This is a genomic window from Hutsoniella sourekii ATCC 700629 (genome assembly GCF_000518205.1).
Taxonomy (GTDB): Bacteria; Bacillota; Bacilli; order Lactobacillales; family Aerococcaceae; genus Hutsoniella; species Hutsoniella sourekii.
This window is the reverse complement of sequence record NZ_JADD01000014.1, coordinates 50,925-65,150: the sequence shown is the minus strand read 5'-3', so window position 1 is coordinate 65,150 and position 14,226 is coordinate 50,925. Positions and strand designations below refer to the sequence as shown.

The 14,226-nt window shown below is 38.6% G+C and carries 29 protein-coding genes; all 29 read left to right on the top strand.

What is annotated here, in order from left to right; all coding sequences use genetic code 11:
- Nucleotides 1-348: 348 nt before the first annotated feature.
- The 29 genes from rpsJ to rplQ all read left to right on the top strand — a co-directional run bounded on the left by rpsJ (nt 349) and on the right by rplQ (nt 14,082).
- Complete coding sequence (rpsJ, locus tag T408_RS0104210) at nt 349-657, top strand: 30S ribosomal protein S10 (RefSeq protein ID WP_028118845.1); 309 nt, start codon at nt 349-351, stop codon at nt 655-657.
- 25 nt (nt 658-682) lie between these two features.
- Nucleotides 683-1,315 (top strand): 50S ribosomal protein L3, encoded by a 633-nt coding sequence (gene rplC, locus T408_RS0104205; RefSeq protein WP_028118844.1) that lies wholly within the window; start codon nt 683-685, stop codon nt 1,313-1,315.
- Between the two features lie 31 nt (nt 1,316-1,346).
- Nucleotides 1,347-1,970 (top strand): 50S ribosomal protein L4, encoded by a 624-nt coding sequence (rplD, locus tag T408_RS0104200; protein ID WP_028118843.1) that lies wholly within the window; start codon nt 1,347-1,349, stop codon nt 1,968-1,970.
- Nucleotides 1,970-2,263, top strand: coding sequence for a 50S ribosomal protein L23 (rplW, locus tag T408_RS0104195; protein ID WP_028118842.1), 294 nt, complete (start codon nt 1,970-1,972; stop codon nt 2,261-2,263). Before rplD ends, rplW begins: the two co-directional genes overlap by 1 nt.
- A 34-nt stretch (nt 2,264-2,297) precedes the next feature.
- The gene (gene rplB / locus T408_RS0104190) at nt 2,298-3,134 is read left to right on the top strand and encodes a 50S ribosomal protein L2 (RefSeq protein WP_028118841.1); all 837 of its coding nucleotides are present in this window, start codon (nt 2,298-2,300) and stop codon (nt 3,132-3,134) included.
- 37 nt (nt 3,135-3,171) lie between these two features.
- Nucleotides 3,172-3,453, top strand: a complete 282-nt coding sequence (gene rpsS, locus T408_RS0104185) for a 30S ribosomal protein S19 (RefSeq protein ID WP_028118840.1) — start codon at nt 3,172-3,174, stop codon at nt 3,451-3,453.
- Nucleotides 3,454-3,470: 17 nt separating this feature from the next.
- A complete protein-coding gene (rplV, locus tag T408_RS0104180) occupies nt 3,471-3,827 on the top strand; it encodes a 50S ribosomal protein L22 (protein WP_028118839.1) in 357 nt (118 codons plus the stop codon).
- 3 nt (nt 3,828-3,830) lie between these two features.
- Nucleotides 3,831-4,487 (top strand): 30S ribosomal protein S3, encoded by a 657-nt coding sequence (rpsC, locus tag T408_RS0104175; RefSeq protein ID WP_028118838.1) that lies wholly within the window; start codon nt 3,831-3,833, stop codon nt 4,485-4,487.
- A gap of 3 nt (nt 4,488-4,490) precedes the next feature.
- Complete coding sequence (gene rplP, locus T408_RS0104170; protein WP_028118837.1) at nt 4,491-4,925, top strand: 50S ribosomal protein L16; 435 nt, start codon at nt 4,491-4,493, stop codon at nt 4,923-4,925.
- Complete coding sequence (gene rpmC / locus T408_RS0104165) at nt 4,915-5,112, top strand: 50S ribosomal protein L29 (RefSeq protein WP_028118836.1); 198 nt, start codon at nt 4,915-4,917, stop codon at nt 5,110-5,112. Before rplP ends, rpmC begins: the two co-directional genes overlap by 11 nt.
- Before the next feature lie 19 nt (nt 5,113-5,131).
- Nucleotides 5,132-5,395: a 30S ribosomal protein S17 gene (gene rpsQ / locus T408_RS0104160; protein ID WP_028118835.1), complete on the top strand. Its 264-nt coding sequence runs from the start codon at nt 5,132-5,134 to the stop codon at nt 5,393-5,395.
- 36 nt (nt 5,396-5,431) lie between these two features.
- Nucleotides 5,432-5,800 carry a 50S ribosomal protein L14 gene (gene rplN, locus T408_RS0104155; protein ID WP_028118834.1) on the top strand — a complete coding sequence of 123 codons (369 nt, stop codon included), beginning with the start codon at nt 5,432-5,434 and terminating at the stop codon, nt 5,798-5,800.
- Nucleotides 5,801-5,830: 30 nt separating this feature from the next.
- Nucleotides 5,831-6,133, top strand: coding sequence for a 50S ribosomal protein L24 (gene rplX / locus T408_RS0104150; protein ID WP_028118833.1), 303 nt, complete (start codon nt 5,831-5,833; stop codon nt 6,131-6,133).
- 24 nt (nt 6,134-6,157) lie between these two features.
- The gene (rplE, locus tag T408_RS0104145) at nt 6,158-6,700 is read left to right on the top strand and encodes a 50S ribosomal protein L5 (protein WP_028118832.1); all 543 of its coding nucleotides are present in this window, start codon (nt 6,158-6,160) and stop codon (nt 6,698-6,700) included.
- Between the two features lie 18 nt (nt 6,701-6,718).
- A complete protein-coding gene (locus tag T408_RS11955) occupies nt 6,719-6,904 on the top strand; it encodes a type Z 30S ribosomal protein S14 (protein ID WP_084543899.1) in 186 nt (61 codons plus the stop codon).
- A 33-nt stretch (nt 6,905-6,937) separates the two neighbouring features.
- A complete protein-coding gene (gene rpsH / locus T408_RS0104140) occupies nt 6,938-7,336 on the top strand; it encodes a 30S ribosomal protein S8 (RefSeq protein WP_028118831.1) in 399 nt (132 codons plus the stop codon).
- 33 nt (nt 7,337-7,369) lie between these two features.
- On the top strand, nt 7,370-7,906 hold the full coding sequence (gene rplF, locus T408_RS0104135; protein ID WP_028118830.1) for a 50S ribosomal protein L6: 537 nt from the start codon (nt 7,370-7,372) through the stop codon (nt 7,904-7,906).
- A gap of 30 nt (nt 7,907-7,936) precedes the next feature.
- A complete protein-coding gene (gene rplR, locus T408_RS0104130) occupies nt 7,937-8,290 on the top strand; it encodes a 50S ribosomal protein L18 (RefSeq protein ID WP_028118829.1) in 354 nt (117 codons plus the stop codon).
- A gap of 20 nt (nt 8,291-8,310) precedes the next feature.
- Nucleotides 8,311-8,814 (top strand): 30S ribosomal protein S5, encoded by a 504-nt coding sequence (gene rpsE / locus T408_RS0104125; protein ID WP_028118828.1) that lies wholly within the window; start codon nt 8,311-8,313, stop codon nt 8,812-8,814.
- 13 nt (nt 8,815-8,827) lie between these two features.
- Nucleotides 8,828-9,007 (top strand): 50S ribosomal protein L30, encoded by a 180-nt coding sequence (rpmD, locus tag T408_RS0104120; RefSeq protein ID WP_028118827.1) that lies wholly within the window; start codon nt 8,828-8,830, stop codon nt 9,005-9,007.
- Nucleotides 9,008-9,032: 25 nt separating this feature from the next.
- Complete coding sequence (rplO, locus tag T408_RS0104115; RefSeq protein WP_028118826.1) at nt 9,033-9,473, top strand: 50S ribosomal protein L15; 441 nt, start codon at nt 9,033-9,035, stop codon at nt 9,471-9,473.
- Nucleotides 9,473-10,768 carry a preprotein translocase subunit SecY gene (secY, locus tag T408_RS0104110; protein ID WP_028118825.1) on the top strand — a complete coding sequence of 432 codons (1,296 nt, stop codon included), beginning with the start codon at nt 9,473-9,475 and terminating at the stop codon, nt 10,766-10,768. The genes rplO and secY overlap by 1 nt, the downstream gene beginning before the upstream one ends.
- 25 nt (nt 10,769-10,793) lie before the next feature.
- A complete protein-coding gene (locus T408_RS0104105) occupies nt 10,794-11,444 on the top strand; it encodes an adenylate kinase (protein ID WP_028118824.1) in 651 nt (216 codons plus the stop codon).
- A gap of 59 nt (nt 11,445-11,503) precedes the next feature.
- Entirely contained in the window at nt 11,504-11,722 is a 219-nt protein-coding gene (gene infA, locus T408_RS0104100) for a translation initiation factor IF-1 (RefSeq protein WP_028118823.1), read from the top strand.
- Between the two features lie 28 nt (nt 11,723-11,750).
- A complete protein-coding gene (gene rpmJ / locus T408_RS0104095) occupies nt 11,751-11,864 on the top strand; it encodes a 50S ribosomal protein L36 (protein ID WP_028118822.1) in 114 nt (37 codons plus the stop codon).
- 14 nt (nt 11,865-11,878) lie between these two features.
- Complete coding sequence (gene rpsM / locus T408_RS0104090; RefSeq protein WP_028118821.1) at nt 11,879-12,232, top strand: 30S ribosomal protein S13; 354 nt, start codon at nt 11,879-11,881, stop codon at nt 12,230-12,232.
- Nucleotides 12,233-12,259: 27 nt separating this feature from the next.
- A complete protein-coding gene (rpsK, locus tag T408_RS0104085; protein WP_028118820.1) occupies nt 12,260-12,649 on the top strand; it encodes a 30S ribosomal protein S11 in 390 nt (129 codons plus the stop codon).
- 79 nt (nt 12,650-12,728) lie between these two features.
- Nucleotides 12,729-13,673 (top strand): DNA-directed RNA polymerase subunit alpha, encoded by a 945-nt coding sequence (locus tag T408_RS0104080; protein ID WP_028118819.1) that lies wholly within the window; start codon nt 12,729-12,731, stop codon nt 13,671-13,673.
- Nucleotides 13,674-13,701: 28 nt separating this feature from the next.
- On the top strand, nt 13,702-14,082 hold the full coding sequence (rplQ, locus tag T408_RS0104075) for a 50S ribosomal protein L17 (RefSeq protein ID WP_028118818.1): 381 nt from the start codon (nt 13,702-13,704) through the stop codon (nt 14,080-14,082).
- The last annotated feature ends 144 nt before the right edge of the window (nt 14,083-14,226 follow it).

The window sequence follows — 14,226 nt, the reverse complement described above, 5'->3', positions numbered from 1 at the left end:
AAGTGTTTAAATTTTAAGACGCCCTTTGAGGTATTCATGCACGAACTTGTTCAGTTAGAATGATTTTTTGTCGCAATAATTATTGCAATTCATCTAATAAAAAGAAAACGATATCTTATTTAATTTTTAAGATTTTAGTCCTTAAAAAGCTTGATTCTCCTAAGTGTTTCCCTTATAATAATCGTTGTGTCAATTAGAGATTTATCTATCTGACGACACTGAGGCCGAGAGAAAGGCCATAGCGATGAAGTGAGAGGTTGCGACACGCTAGGATGAGTTGCCAGAGATTAGCTGTCGGTAATTCTTGCGGAGCTAGTCAATTATAAATTTGACGAAGGAGGAAACAAAATGGCAAAACAAAAAATTCGTATTCGCTTGAAAGCATATGAGCACCGTGCTCTAGATGTTTCAGCAAACAAGATCGTTGAATCAGCACAAAGAACAGGAGCTAAGACTGCCGGTCCAATTCCATTACCAACAGACCGTTCAGTTTATACAATTATCCGTTCACCGCATAAATATAAAGATTCACGTGAACAATTCGAAATGCGTACCCACAAACGTCTAATCGATATTTTAGAGCCAACTGCTCAAACAGTAGATGCCCTAATGAAATTAGACTTACCAAGTGGTGTTGACGTAGAAATTAAATTATAAAAAATAATAAAAACGGAGGTGTACCATGACCAAAGGAATCTTAGGAAAAAAAGTTGGGATGACTCAGTACTTCACTGAAGCTGGTGAATTAATTCCAGTAACAGTTATCGAAGCAACTCCAAATGTTGTTTTACAAGTTAAAACAAATGAAACTGACGGCTATGAAGCTGTTCAGTTGGGTTACCAAGATAAACGTGAAGTATTAGCTAACAAACCCCACAAAGGTCATGTAGCAAAAGCAAATGCTACTCCTAAGCGCTTCATTCGCGAGTTTCGTAATGTTGAGCTAGGAGAATATGAAGTAGGACAAGAAATCACAGTTGAAACTTTCGAAGCTGGTGACATCGTTGATGTAACTGGTACATCAAAAGGTAAAGGTTTCCAAGGGGCAATTAAACGCCACGGACAATCACGCGGGCCAATGGCTCACGGTTCTCGTTACCATAGAGGGCCTGGAGCGATGGCGATGGCAGCAACACCATCTCGAGTACATAAAGGTAAGAACTTACCTGGACAAATGGGTGGTGGCCAAGTAACTATTCAAAACCTTGAAATAGTTGCTGTTCAACCTGAAAATAACGCAATCCTAATTAAAGGGAACGTACCAGGTTCTAAGAAATCTTTAGTTGAAATCAAATCAGCAATCAAAAACAATTAATTAAATTATCTACGAAGGGAGGAACGAGAGAATGGCAAAAGTTACATTATTTAAACAAGATGGTTCAAACGCTGGCGAAATTGAACTAAACGATGCAGTCTTTGGAGTAGAGCCTAATGAATCTGTTATCTTCGATGCCGTGATTATGCAACGCGCTTCAATGCGTCAAGGTACTCACAAGGTGAAAAACAGATCTGAACGTCGTGGAGGCGGACGCAAGCCTTGGAGACAAAAAGGGACTGGACGTGCTCGTCAAGGATCAATCCGTTCACCACAATGGGTTGGCGGTGGCGTTGTCTTCGGACCAACTCCTCGTTCATACAGTTATAAATTACCGAAAAAAGTACGTCGTTTAGCTCTAACATCAGCACTATCACAAAAAGTCCAAGAGGGCGACTTTGTAGTAGTAGATAGCCTAGCTTTCGATGCACCAAGAACTAAAGAATTCAAATCAGTTCTTGAAAACCTATCAATTGATCAAAAGGTATTAGTAGTTCTAGAGATGGATAACGACAATGTTTTCCTATCAGCACGTAACTTACCAAACGTTAAAGTAATCGACGAAAAGAATGTTAACGTATTGGACGTTGTTGGCTATGATAAAGTCCTAATTACTCAAAATGCCTTATCAACAGTAGAGGAGGCTTTAGCATAATGGAATTTTCTGAAGTAATCTTACGCCCAGTTATTACTGAGCAATCAATGAACGACTTAGATGCTAAAAAATATACCTTTGAAGTTGACCGTCGCGCTAACAAGAACCTAATCAAACAAGCTGTAGAAGCAATGTTTGAAGGCGTTGAAGTTGCTAAAGTTAACACAATCAATGTTGATGGCAAGTTCAAACGTATGGGTCGCTACGGTGGCTACACTCGTAAATACAAAAAAGCAATCATCACATTAACAGAAGCTTCTGCTGATATTCAGTTATTTGCAGACGCTGAATAAAAAAGAAAATTCAAAGAATTAGGAGGGATTATCTGTGGCAATTAAACATTACAAGCCAACTACTAATGGCCGCCGTAATATGACCGGTTATGACTTCTCAGAAATCACAACGAAAACCCCTGAGAAATCATTACTAGCTTCTAAAAAGCAAAAAGCTGGTCGTAATAGCCAAGGTAAAATCACAGTACGTCACAAAGGTGGTGGACACAAACGTCATTACCGTATCATCGACTTTAAGCGTAATAAAGATAATGTTATTGGAACAGTTAAGACGATCGAATATGATCCAAACCGTTCAGCTAATATTGCTTTAGTCAACTATGAAGATGGGGTTAAAACTTACATCTTAGCACCACGCGGACTTAAAGTAGGTCAAAAAGTTGAATCAGGACCTCAAGCGGATATTAAAGTAGGAAATGCCCTACCTCTAGCAAATATCCCAGTGGGTACTGTTGTTCACAACATTGAATTAAAACCTGGTAAAGGTGGCCAACTAGTTCGTTCAGCAGGAACAGGCGCACAAGTCTTAGGACATGAAGGTAAGTACACTTTAGTTCGTCTAGCATCTGGTGAAGTTCGTATGATCTTATCTACATGCCGCGCTACAGTCGGTACTGTTGGTAATGAGCAACACGAATTGATTAACATCGGTAAAGCAGGTCGTTCTCGTTGGTTATCTAAACGTCCAACTGTTCGTGGATCTGTTATGAACCCTAATGATCACCCACACGGTGGTGGGGAAGGTAGAGCACCAATTGGTCGTCCTTCACCTGTATCTCCATGGGGTAAGAAGACTCTTGGTCTAAAGACAAGAAACAAGAAGAAGAAATCAAGCAAATTAATTGTACGCGGACGTCGTACGAAGCGTTAATAAATAACCTACTAGTATTACGAAGGGAGGCTACACAGTGGCTCGTAGTTTGAAAAAAGGACCTTTTATCGATGAACACTTAATGAAGAAAGTTCAAGAACAAGCAGAGGCTCCGAAAAAACAAGTGATTAAGACATGGTCTCGTCGTTCAACAATCTTCCCTAACTTTATCGGTTTGACGATTGCAGTATACGATGGACGCAAACATGTTCCAGTATATATTCAAGAAGATATGGTAGGACATAAGTTAGGAGAATTCGTTCCAACTCGTACTTACCGTGGACATACTAAAGACGATAAGAAAACTAGCAAACGCTAATTAAGGAGGGAATGCAAATGTCAGAACAAATTACATCAGCAAAAGCAACAGCTAAGACAGTTCGTATTGCCCCTCGTAAGGCTCGTTTAGTAGTCGATTTAATTAGAGGCAAAAAGATTGGTGAAGCAATTTCAATCTTGAAATTCACACCAAAAGCTGGCTCTCCAGTTGTTGAAAAAGTACTTATGTCAGCAATCGCTAATGCTGAACATAATTATGATTTAGATTTAGAGAATTTATACGTTAGTGAAGCTTACGTTAACGAAGGACCAACAATGAAACGTTACCGTCCACGTGCTCGTGGTTCAGCTTCACCAATTAATAAACGTACAAGCCACATCACCGTTGTGGTATCAGAAAAAGAGGAGGCGTAATTAATGGGTCAAAAAGTAAATCCGATCGGAATGCGTGTTGGCATCATCCGTGATTGGGATGCTAAATGGTATGCTGAAAACCAATATGCAGACTATTTACACGAAGATTTAAAAATTCGTGAGCACATTGCTAAGAAACTTTCTGAAGCCTCTGTATCAAACATTGTCATCGAACGTGCCTCTAACCGAGTGATCGTATCAGTTCACACAGCTAAACCAGGTATGGTAATCGGTAAAGGTGGATCAGAAGTAGATGCCTTACGTGCAGATTTAACAAAATTAACTGGTAAGAAAGTTCATATTAATATCGTTGAAATCAAAGAGCCTAACTTGGATGCTAAATTAGTAGCAGAAGACATCGCTCAACAATTAGAAAACCGTGTAGCTTTCCGTCGTGCACAAAAACAAGCCATCCAACGTGTTATGCGTGCTGGCGCACAAGGAATCAAAACACAAGTATCTGGACGTCTAAACGGTGCAGATATGGCGCGTACAGAACACTATAGTGAAGGAACTGTTCCGCTACATACCCTACGTGCAGATATCGATTATGCTTGGGAAGAAGCAGATACTCAATACGGTAAATTAGGAGTTAAAGTTTGGATTTGTCGTGGAGAAATTCTTCCTGAAGTTGACAATACTCAGAGAGGAGGGAACTAATCAATGTTAGTACCTAAACGTGTAAAACACCGTCGTGAATTCCGTGGTAACATGCGCGGAGAAGCAAAAGGTGGCAAGAATGTTGATTTTGGATCTTATGGTTTAAGAGCAATCGAGTCTTCATGGATCACTAACCGTCAAATTGAAGCTGCTCGTATTGCTATGACACGTTACATGAAGCGTGGAGGGAAAGTATGGATTAAAATCTTCCCTCACAAATCATACACATCTAAACCAATTGGTGTTCGGATGGGTTCAGGTAAAGGGGCTCCAGAAGGCTGGGTAGCACCTGTAAAACGTGGTAAAATTATGTTTGAAATTGATGGGGTTCCTGAAGAAGTAGCACGCGAAGCTTTCCGTCTAGCTTCTCACAAATTACCTGTCAAAACTAAGTTTGTAAAACGTGAAGAATATGGTGGTGAATCGAATGCAAATTAAAGAGATTAGAGAATTATCCACTGCTGAAATGGTTGAGAAAGAAAAAGAATATAAGAAAGAATTATTCAACCTTCGATTCCAATTGGCAACCGGACAATTAGAAAACACTGCCCGTTTACGTCAAGTACGTAAAACGATTGCTCGTATTAAAACAGTCTTACGCGAACAAGAATTGACTGAACAATAAGGCAAAGGAGGCAAATTAAATGACAGAACGTAATGAACGTAAAGTTTACCGTGGACGCGTAGTTTCAGACAAAAATGATAAAACGATTATTGTTGTAGTTGAAACACGTAAAACCCATAAAAAATATGCTAAACGAGTAAAATACTCTAAGAAATATGTTGCACATGATGAAAATAACCGTGCAAAAGAAGGCGATATCGTAACAATTATGGAAACACGTCCATTATCAAAAACGAAACGCTTCCGCCTATTAGATATCGTTGAAGAAGCAATTATTATCTAATAGCTCAAGTATAATCGGAAGGAGGATATCCAAGAGATGATTCAACAAGAAAGTCGATTAAAAGTTGCAGACAATTCTGGTGCACGTGAAGTTCTAACTATTAAAGTCTTAGGCGGATCAGGTCGCAAGACAGCTAACATCGGAGATATCATTGTAGCAACGGTTAAACAAGCAACGCCTGGTGGAGTTGTCAAAAAAGGTGAAGTTGTTAAAGCAGTTATCGTAAGATCAAAATCAGGAGCTCGCCGAAACGATGGGTCATATATTAAATTTGACGAAAATGCATGTGTAATTATCCGTGATGATAACACACCTCGTGGTACACGTATCTTCGGACCTGTTGCACGTGAATTGCGTGACAACAATTTCATGCGTATTGTTTCATTAGCTCCAGAAGTTCTCTAATATAACAAGCAACGAAGGAGGTAATTATAAATGCGTATTAAAGCAGGCGATAAAGTAAAAGTCATTGCTGGTAAAGATAAAGGTCAAGAAGGAACAGTTCTTAAAACTTTACCTAAACAAGACCGTGTGGTAGTTGAAGGGGTTAACATTAACAAACGTCATCAAAAACCAACACAAATGTCTACGGGTGGAATTGAAGAATTTGAAGCTCCCATCCATGTATCTAATGTTCAATTAGTAGATGCTAGCGGCCAAGCCACAAAAGTGGGTTACCGTGTTGAAGATGGCAAAAAAGTTCGTTTCAGCAAAAAATCAAACGAAACAATTAACTAATTAGTGGAAGGAGGCCAATAATAAATGGAAAACCGTTTAAAAGAAAAATTTGTTAACGAAGTAACACCAAAATTAGTTGAACAATTTAACTACTCTTCAGTCATGCAAGTACCAAAAGTAGAAAAGATTGTAATCAACATGGGTGTCGGTGATGCAGTATCTAATGCTAAAAATCTTGACAAAGCTGTTGATGAATTGACATTACTTTCAGGACAGAAACCAATCATCACTAAAGCGAAGAAATCTATCGCTGGTTTCCGTCTACGTGAAGGAATGCCAATCGGAGCAAAAGTTACCTTACGTGGTCAAAGAATGTACGATTTCCTAGACAAACTAATTACAGTATCTCTTCCACGTGTTCGTGACTTCCAAGGGATTAGCAACCGCTCATTTGACGGACGTGGTAACTACACTTTAGGTGTTAAAGAACAATTAATCTTCCCTGAAATTAGCTATGATGATGTTGATAAAGTACGTGGTATGGACATTGTTATCGTAACATCAGCTAATACAGACGAAGAATCTCGTGCCTTACTTACTGAGTTAGGTATGCCATTTAGAAAATAATAGAAGGAGGCGAATAAATTGGCTAGAAAATCTATGATCGAAAAAAATAAGCGTAAGCAGAAATATCAAGTACGTGAGTACACTCGTTGTGAACGTTGTGGACGTCCACATTCAGTTTATCGCAAATTCAGACTGTGCCGTGTTTGCTTCCGTGAACTAGCTTACAAAGGCCAAATTCCAGGCGTGAAAAAAGCAAGCTGGTAATAATAAAGAGAGTTAGAATAAGGAGGTAAAAACATGGTTATGACAGATCCAATCGCAGATTTCTTGACACGTATTCGTAATGCGAATGCTCAGTCACATGCATCTGTATCCGCTCCATCTTCTAAGATGAAAGAAGCAATTGCTCAAATTCTAAAAGAAGAAGGCTTTATTAAAGGTTATGAAGTTGAAGAAGATAACAAACAAAATGTTATTACTATTCAACTAAAATATGGCCGTAATGATGAAAAAGTAATCACTGGCTTAAAACGTATCTCTAAACCAGGTTTACGTATCTATGCTAAGTCTGATGAAGTGCCTAAGGTACTTAATGGATTAGGAATTGCAATTATTTCTACATCCCACGGATTGCTAACTGACAAACAAGCTCGCCAACAAAATCTAGGTGGCGAAGTGCTAGCATATATTTGGTAATTAATTTAAAATAAAACAAGGAGGTGCGGTCCTGTGAGTCGTATTGGTAATAAAGTACTTGAAATACCATCAGGAGTAACCGTTGATGTTGATGGACAGACAGTTACTGTTAAAGGTCCAAAGGGTGAGTTATCACGCGAAATTAGCCCGATTATTTCACTCAATATCGAAGATAATGAAATCACATTTGCCCGCCCAAACGATGAGAAGGAATCTCGTTCTATCCATGGTACAACTCGTTCACTAGTAGCTAATATGGTAGAGGGTGTATCGACTGGATTCAAGAAAGAACTTCAATTAGTTGGGGTTGGTTATCGTGCGCAAAAGCAAGGGAATAAGTTAGTTCTTAACGTTGGACTATCTCACCCAGTTGAATTTGAAGAAGCAGAGGGAACCACAATAGAAGTTCCATCTAACACGCAAATTATTGTTGAAGGCTACCACAAGGAAAATGTGGGACAACTAGCTGCTTCAATTAGAGGCGTTCGTCCACCAGAACCTTACAAAGGAAAAGGTATTCGCTATGTTGATGAATATGTTATCCGTAAGGAAGGTAAGACTGGTAAATAATCGTTAAAATAATAAAAAAGAGGTGACAAGATGATTTCTAAACCAGACAAAAATAAACTACGCAAGAAACGTCATTATCGTTTACGTAATAAAATTTCTGGTACTGCTGAGTGCCCACGCTTAAATGTGTTCCGTTCAAACACAAACATCTACGCTCAAATTATTGATGACGTAGCGGGTGTGACGCTAGTGAGTGCCTCAAGTTTAGATGAAGGTATTAGTGGTTCTAAGAAAGAACAAGCTAATGCAGTAGGTAAATTAGTTGCTGACCGTGCAACTGCTAAAGATATCAAGAAAGTTGTTTTCGACCGTGGAGGATATGCATACCATGGACGTGTACAAGCCTTAGCCGAAGGCGCACGTGAAAATGGCCTAGAATTCTAAAAGAAGGAGGATAACCAAGAATGCAATTTATCGATCCAAATACATTAGGTGAAATTGAAGATCGTGTTGTAGCGATTAACCGTGTTACAAAAGTTGTAAAAGGTGGACGTCGCTTACGTTTCTCTGCTCTTGTAGTAGTTGGAGACCGTAATGGACATGTTGGATTTGGTACTGGTAAAGCTCAAGAAGTTCCAGAAGCTATCCGTAAAGCTGTCGACAACGCTAAAAAGCAAATGATTGCTGTACCTAAAACTGGGACAACTATCCCTCACGATGTGATTGGTGAGTTCTGTGGTGGTAAGGTACTACTTAAGCCAGCAGCAGCCGGTTCAGGGGTTGCAGCAGGTGGACCTGTTCGTGCGGTTGTAGAACTAGCAGGAATTGAAGATATTACAAGTAAATCTTTAGGTTCTAACACTCCAATCAACATGATTACTGCAACTGTTAATGGTTTACGTCAATTGAAGGAAGCTGAAGAAGTAGCTGCCTTGCGTGGCAAAACAGTTGAAGAATTGTTAGGATAAGGAGGACAATTAAATGGCGAACTTAGAAATCAAGTTAAAACGCAGCTTAATTGGAAGACAAAAAAATCAAATCGCTACTGCTAAGTCTCTAGGACTTAACAAAATCGGCCAAACTGTCGTACAAGAAGACAATGAAGCTATTCGCGGTATGATTAATCGTATCCAACATTTAGTGGAAGTTAAAGAAGCTTAATTAAATAAATAAGGAGGTGCTAAGAATGAAATTACATTCCTTAAAACCAAATGAAGGTTCTCGTCGTGCAAGAAAACGTGTTGGTCGTGGACAAGGTTCAGGATACGGACATACTGCTGCACGCGGTGAAGGCGGATTGAAACAACGTTCTGGCGGTAAAGTTGCCTTAGGTTTTGAAGGGGGACAAACTCCTTTATATCGTCGCTTACCTAAACGTGGATTCAAAAACATTAACCGTAAGGAATATGCAATTGTTAATGTAGAGACGCTAAACCGTTTTGAAGAAGGAACAACTGTTACACCAGCTTTACTAAAGGAAACTGGCGTAATTAAACAAGAATTATCAGGTGTTAAAATCTTAGGCGAAGGTAACTTAGAAAAGAAATTGACTGTTCAAGCAGCTAAATTCTCTAAGAGCGCGGAAGAAGCAATCACCAATGCAGGTGGTTCAGTAGAGGTGATCTAATGTTTACCTTTATCAAGAATGCATTTACAAACAAAAGTATTCGTCGCAGTTTATTGTTCACTTTTTTTATCCTAGCGATTTTTCGATTAGGATCTCATGTACCAGTACCTGGAGTTAATGCTCAGGCACTGCGAACAATTTCAAACAGTGGTATTCTTGGTTTGTTAAATACATTTGGCGGAGGAGCTCTTCAACGCTTTTCAATTTTTGCAATGGGTGTTTCTCCGTATATTACTGCTTCGATTATTGTTCAACTGCTTCAAATGGACTTGATTCCAACGTTCACCGAGTGGGCGAATCAAGGGGAAGTTGGTCGAAGAAAGCTCAATCAAGCAACTACCTATTTAGCCATTATTATTGGATTTATTCAATCTTATGGTATGGCGTTTAGTTTCAACCAGTTAGCAGGTTTGGGACTGGTCAATAATCCAGGTTTACAAACTTATAGTATTATTGCTTTAATCTTAACAGCTGGAACCATGTTTTTAGTTTGGCTAGGTGAGCAAATCACACGGAATGGTGTGGGTAATGGTTTATCCATGATAATTTTTGCAGGTATTGTCGCACAAGTACCCCAAGATGTTTATCGATACGTTAAGTCATCACTATTGAATGCAAGTGGCGATCAATTTAATCGTAATTTAATAATTTTTGCAGGAATAGTCTTGGCGGTTGTTATTGGCATCATTATTGTTGTCATTATGGAGCAAGCCCAACGTCGGATTCCAATTCATTACTCGAAGAAGGTTTCTGGCTCACGTTACGTAGCTCATTTACCACTGAAAATTAATTCAGCTGGTGTAATTCCTGTTATTTTTGCAACGTCCTTTATGACACTTCCTCAGACCATTTTTGCCTTTATGGACACTTCAAATCCTGGTCCGATCATGAAGTTTTTCATGGAAGTATTTAATTTACAATCACCTGTTGGCGTTGCTTTTTATACTGTGTTACTAATTGCCTTTACTTATTTCTATTCACTGATTCAAGTGAATCCAGAAAAGGTAGCTGAAAACTTACAAAAACAGAGTGGGTATATTCCATCTGTTCGACCAGGTAACGACACAGAAGTATTCTTAACTAAAACCATAAACCGTCTAAGTTTTGTTGGTGCCTTATACTTAACCTTAATTGCCATCATACCAATTTTGGCTGGCATGATTTGGAAAGTACCAACATCTATGGCTTTAAGTGGAACCAGTCTACTAATTGTGGTTGGTGTTGGAATTGAAACAGCGAAGCAAATTGAAGGTCAAATGTTAAGACGTCGTTATAAAGGTTTCCTATACCTTTAAGATGACGAAAAAGGAATGATTTGAAATGAATATTCTATTAATGGGACTGCCTGGAGCAGGCAAAGGCACTCAAAGTGAATTAATTACTAATGATTATCACGTTGTTCATATCTCGACGGGAGATATTTTTAGACAAGCGATTAGTGATAAGACACCTTTAGGATTAGAAGCTAAAAAATATACCGATGCTGGAAATTTAGTGCCAGATGAGATAACAAATGGTTTAGTACGTGAACGTTTAGGGCATGAAGATGTTCTTGAAAATGGCTTTATGCTAGACGGCTACCCACGTACTATTGAACAAGCGCAAGCATTAGATAGTAATCTTGATAAATTAAATAGTAAACTAGATTATGTATTCTATATTGACGTAGATCCAGATACACTAAAAGATCGTCTAAGCGGTCGTTTTATGTGTTCTGAGTGTGGTGCGACTTATCACAAATTGTATAACCCACCTAAAGTTGAAGGTGTTTGTGATGCATGTGGATCTCATGACTTCTATCAGCGTGAAGATGATAAACCTGAAAAAGTTGGTCACCGCATTCAATTACAAATGGATTCCATTCGTCCGATATTAGAACATTATGATTCTCTTGGATTGTTGCATAGAATTAATGGAGAACAATCAATTGAAAATGTTTATCGTGACGTACGCAACGTTATTGGTGAATAATGATATTACGCCGCAACAAAGCATTGATATCTGCTGGTAAATAGAAGGAGGAATGACCGATGGCTAAAGATGATGTAATCGAAGTTGAAGGTACTGTTCTGGAAACATTACCGAATGCCATGTTTAATGTTGAATTAGAGAATGGACATGAAATTCTAGCGCATGTTTCAGGTAAGATTCGTATGAACTATATCCGCATTTTACCAGGAGATAGAGTAACAGTTGAAATGTCTCCTTATGATTTGTCTAAAGGGCGAATCACCTATCGCTTTAAGTAAGTCCATTGCAAATTTAAGGAGGAATAAGATGAAAGTTAGAGCATCAGTAAAACCTATCTGTGAACATTGCAAAGTTATTCGTCGTAATGGTCGAGTAATGGTAATTTGCAAGAATCCTAAACATAAACAACGTCAAGGTTAAAAGGAGGGAAGTAAATGGCTCGTATAGCAGGAATTGATATTCCACGTAACAAACGTGTAGTAATCTCTTTAACTTATATCTACGGAATTGGTAAGAAAACTGCCGAACAAATTTGCCAAAAAGCAAATGTAGATGAAAATACCCGTGTTCAAGATTTAACTAACGACGAATTAGACCGTCTTCGTGAAGTCGTTAATGAAATCAAAGTTGAAGGAGACTTGCGTCGTGATGTAAGCTTAGATATTAAACGTCTGATGGATATCGGATCATACCGTGGTATGCGTCACCGTCGTAGCTTACCAGTGCGTGGACAAAACACTAAAAATAATGCCCGTACTCGTAAAGGTGCTAAAAAACCAGTTAGATAATTCTAAATAAAAGGAGGTTAAAAGTTAATGGCTAAACAACAAAAACGTAGACAACGTCGTGTTAGAAAGAATATTGAACGAGGCATTGCACATATTCGTTCTACTTTCAACAACACAATTGTTATGATTACTGATGAAGCTGGTAATGCAGTAGCATGGTCTTCAGCAGGATCACTTGGTTTTAAGGGTTCTAGAAAGTCTACTCCATTTGCTGCTCAAATGGCTGCAGAAGTAGCTGCTAAGGGAGCGATGGAACATGGAATGAAATCAGTTGAAGTAACTGTTAAAGGTCCTGGTTCAGGTCGTGAATCTGCAATTCGTTCATTACAGGCAACAGGTTTAGATGTAACAGCAATCCGTGACGTTACACCAATCCCACACAATGGTTGTCGACCACCAAAACGCCGTCGTGTCTAATGATAATAGTTGCTGTTAAAGCTGCAGATGTTCTTATGAGTTATCATTGAACATACGTTTTGAAAGGGGAAATAATTTAATGATCGAAATTGAAAAGCCAGAAATCACCACCATTGATGTTAGCGATGACGAAAAGTATGGCAAAATTGTTATTGAACCACTAGAGCGTGGCTATGGAACAACCCTTGGAAACTCATTACGTCGTATTCTATTATCTTCATTACCAGGTGCAGCTGTAACAAGTGTTCAAATTGAAGGTGTATTACATGAATTCGCTACGATTGATGGGGTAGTAGAAGATGTGACGGCTCTATTATTAAATTTAAAGAACCTTGCATTGAAACTTCATACTGACGAAGATAAGATCGTCGAGTTAAATATTACTGGCCCTAAACAAGTAACAGCGGCAGATATTATTCATGACAACGAAGTACAAATTTTAAATCCCGATTTGTATATTTGTACAATTGCTGAAGATGCTGAATTAAAGATGCAGATGAATGTATCTAATGGACGTGGTTATGTTCGCAGTGAATACAACAAGCATGAAGATATGCCAATTGGTGTTATTCCAGTGGATTCAATTTACACACCGATCAAGAAAGTTAACTACACAGTTGAAAATACTAGAATCGGTCAGCAAAATATTTATGATAAATTAACTTTGGATATATGGACTGATGGCTCCATTGCTCCAGAGAAGTCATTAAGTTTAGCTTCAAAAATTCTGATCGAGCATTTAAATGTCTTTGTGGATCTTAACGAAGAAACCCGTGAAGCAGAAATAATGGTTGAAAAAGAGGAAGCTGAAAAAGAAAAAGTATTAGTGATGACAATCGAAGAGTTAGACTTATCGGTTCGTTCATACAACTGCTTGAAGCGAGCAGGTATTAATACTGTTCAGGAATTAACTAACCGGACGGAAGCAGAAATGATGAAGGTACGTAATTTAGGCCGTAAGTCATTAGCTGAAGTTAAGAATAAGTTAGACGAACTTGAATTAAGTTTAAAAGACGATAACTAATCGACTAATTAAAAAGGAGGACGAATAGATGGCATACCGTAAATTAGGTCGTTCAAGCGCTCAACGTAAAGCAATGCTTCGTGATTTAACGACTGATGTAATCATTAACGAACGTATTGTAACGACAGAATCTCGTGCTAAGGAAGTACGTAAGTTTGTAGACAAGATGATCACCTTAGGTAAAAAAGGAGACTTATCTGCTCGTCGTAAAGCTGCAGCTTTCTTACGTAGAGAATTAGCAGATGCTCGCATTGAAGATGATGAAGTAATTATTGAAAGTGTATTAGACCGCGTGTTTAACACTTATGCCGAACGTTACGCAGACCGTAATGGTGGATATACTCGCATCATCAAAAAAGGTCCACGTCGTGGCGATGCAGCAGAAATGGTTATTTTAGAATTAGTATAAGCTAATAGATGGTCACTTTTATGATGGAGAGCGTTACGATCTGGGAAATCCTAGGTCTAGCTCTATTGAACCAAAGCGAGAGTTTAAAACTTTTTGGCTCTCGCTTTGGTCATACATCTTTAAGGGGCTTTTTTTTATAGGTAA

What these genes read in the sequence shown, in the direction of transcription:
- rplD (WP_028118843.1), top strand. Translation starts at nt 1,347, where the DNA reads ATGGCAAAAGTTACATTATTTAAACAAGATGGTTCAAACGCTGGCGAA.
- rpmJ (WP_028118822.1), top strand. Translation starts at nt 11,751, where the DNA reads ATGAAAGTTAGAGCATCAGTAAAACCTATCTGTGAACATTGCAAAGTT.
- rplN (WP_028118834.1), top strand. Translation starts at nt 5,432, where the DNA reads ATGATTCAACAAGAAAGTCGATTAAAAGTTGCAGACAATTCTGGTGCA.
- rplQ (WP_028118818.1), top strand. Translation starts at nt 13,702, where the DNA reads ATGGCATACCGTAAATTAGGTCGTTCAAGCGCTCAACGTAAAGCAATG.
- rplX (WP_028118833.1), top strand. Translation starts at nt 5,831, where the DNA reads ATGCGTATTAAAGCAGGCGATAAAGTAAAAGTCATTGCTGGTAAAGAT.
- rpsH (WP_028118831.1), top strand. Translation starts at nt 6,938, where the DNA reads ATGGTTATGACAGATCCAATCGCAGATTTCTTGACACGTATTCGTAAT.
- rpmC (WP_028118836.1), top strand. Translation starts at nt 4,915, where the DNA reads ATGCAAATTAAAGAGATTAGAGAATTATCCACTGCTGAAATGGTTGAG.
- rplP (WP_028118837.1), top strand. Translation starts at nt 4,491, where the DNA reads ATGTTAGTACCTAAACGTGTAAAACACCGTCGTGAATTCCGTGGTAAC.
- rplE (WP_028118832.1), top strand. Translation starts at nt 6,158, where the DNA reads ATGGAAAACCGTTTAAAAGAAAAATTTGTTAACGAAGTAACACCAAAA.
- rpsM (WP_028118821.1), top strand. Translation starts at nt 11,879, where the DNA reads ATGGCTCGTATAGCAGGAATTGATATTCCACGTAACAAACGTGTAGTA.
- T408_RS0104080 (WP_028118819.1), top strand. Translation starts at nt 12,729, where the DNA reads ATGATCGAAATTGAAAAGCCAGAAATCACCACCATTGATGTTAGCGAT.
- rplO (WP_028118826.1), top strand. Translation starts at nt 9,033, where the DNA reads ATGAAATTACATTCCTTAAAACCAAATGAAGGTTCTCGTCGTGCAAGA.
- rpsJ (WP_028118845.1), top strand. Translation starts at nt 349, where the DNA reads ATGGCAAAACAAAAAATTCGTATTCGCTTGAAAGCATATGAGCACCGT.
- secY (WP_028118825.1), top strand. Translation starts at nt 9,473, where the DNA reads ATGTTTACCTTTATCAAGAATGCATTTACAAACAAAAGTATTCGTCGC.
- rplV (WP_028118839.1), top strand. Translation starts at nt 3,471, where the DNA reads ATGTCAGAACAAATTACATCAGCAAAAGCAACAGCTAAGACAGTTCGT.
- infA (WP_028118823.1), top strand. Translation starts at nt 11,504, where the DNA reads ATGGCTAAAGATGATGTAATCGAAGTTGAAGGTACTGTTCTGGAAACA.
- T408_RS0104105 (WP_028118824.1), top strand. Translation starts at nt 10,794, where the DNA reads ATGAATATTCTATTAATGGGACTGCCTGGAGCAGGCAAAGGCACTCAA.
- rplR (WP_028118829.1), top strand. Translation starts at nt 7,937, where the DNA reads ATGATTTCTAAACCAGACAAAAATAAACTACGCAAGAAACGTCATTAT.
- rpsE (WP_028118828.1), top strand. Translation starts at nt 8,311, where the DNA reads ATGCAATTTATCGATCCAAATACATTAGGTGAAATTGAAGATCGTGTT.
- rpsC (WP_028118838.1), top strand. Translation starts at nt 3,831, where the DNA reads ATGGGTCAAAAAGTAAATCCGATCGGAATGCGTGTTGGCATCATCCGT.
- rpsK (WP_028118820.1), top strand. Translation starts at nt 12,260, where the DNA reads ATGGCTAAACAACAAAAACGTAGACAACGTCGTGTTAGAAAGAATATT.
- rpmD (WP_028118827.1), top strand. Translation starts at nt 8,828, where the DNA reads ATGGCGAACTTAGAAATCAAGTTAAAACGCAGCTTAATTGGAAGACAA.
- rpsQ (WP_028118835.1), top strand. Translation starts at nt 5,132, where the DNA reads ATGACAGAACGTAATGAACGTAAAGTTTACCGTGGACGCGTAGTTTCA.
- rplW (WP_028118842.1), top strand. Translation starts at nt 1,970, where the DNA reads ATGGAATTTTCTGAAGTAATCTTACGCCCAGTTATTACTGAGCAATCA.
- rplC (WP_028118844.1), top strand. Translation starts at nt 683, where the DNA reads ATGACCAAAGGAATCTTAGGAAAAAAAGTTGGGATGACTCAGTACTTC.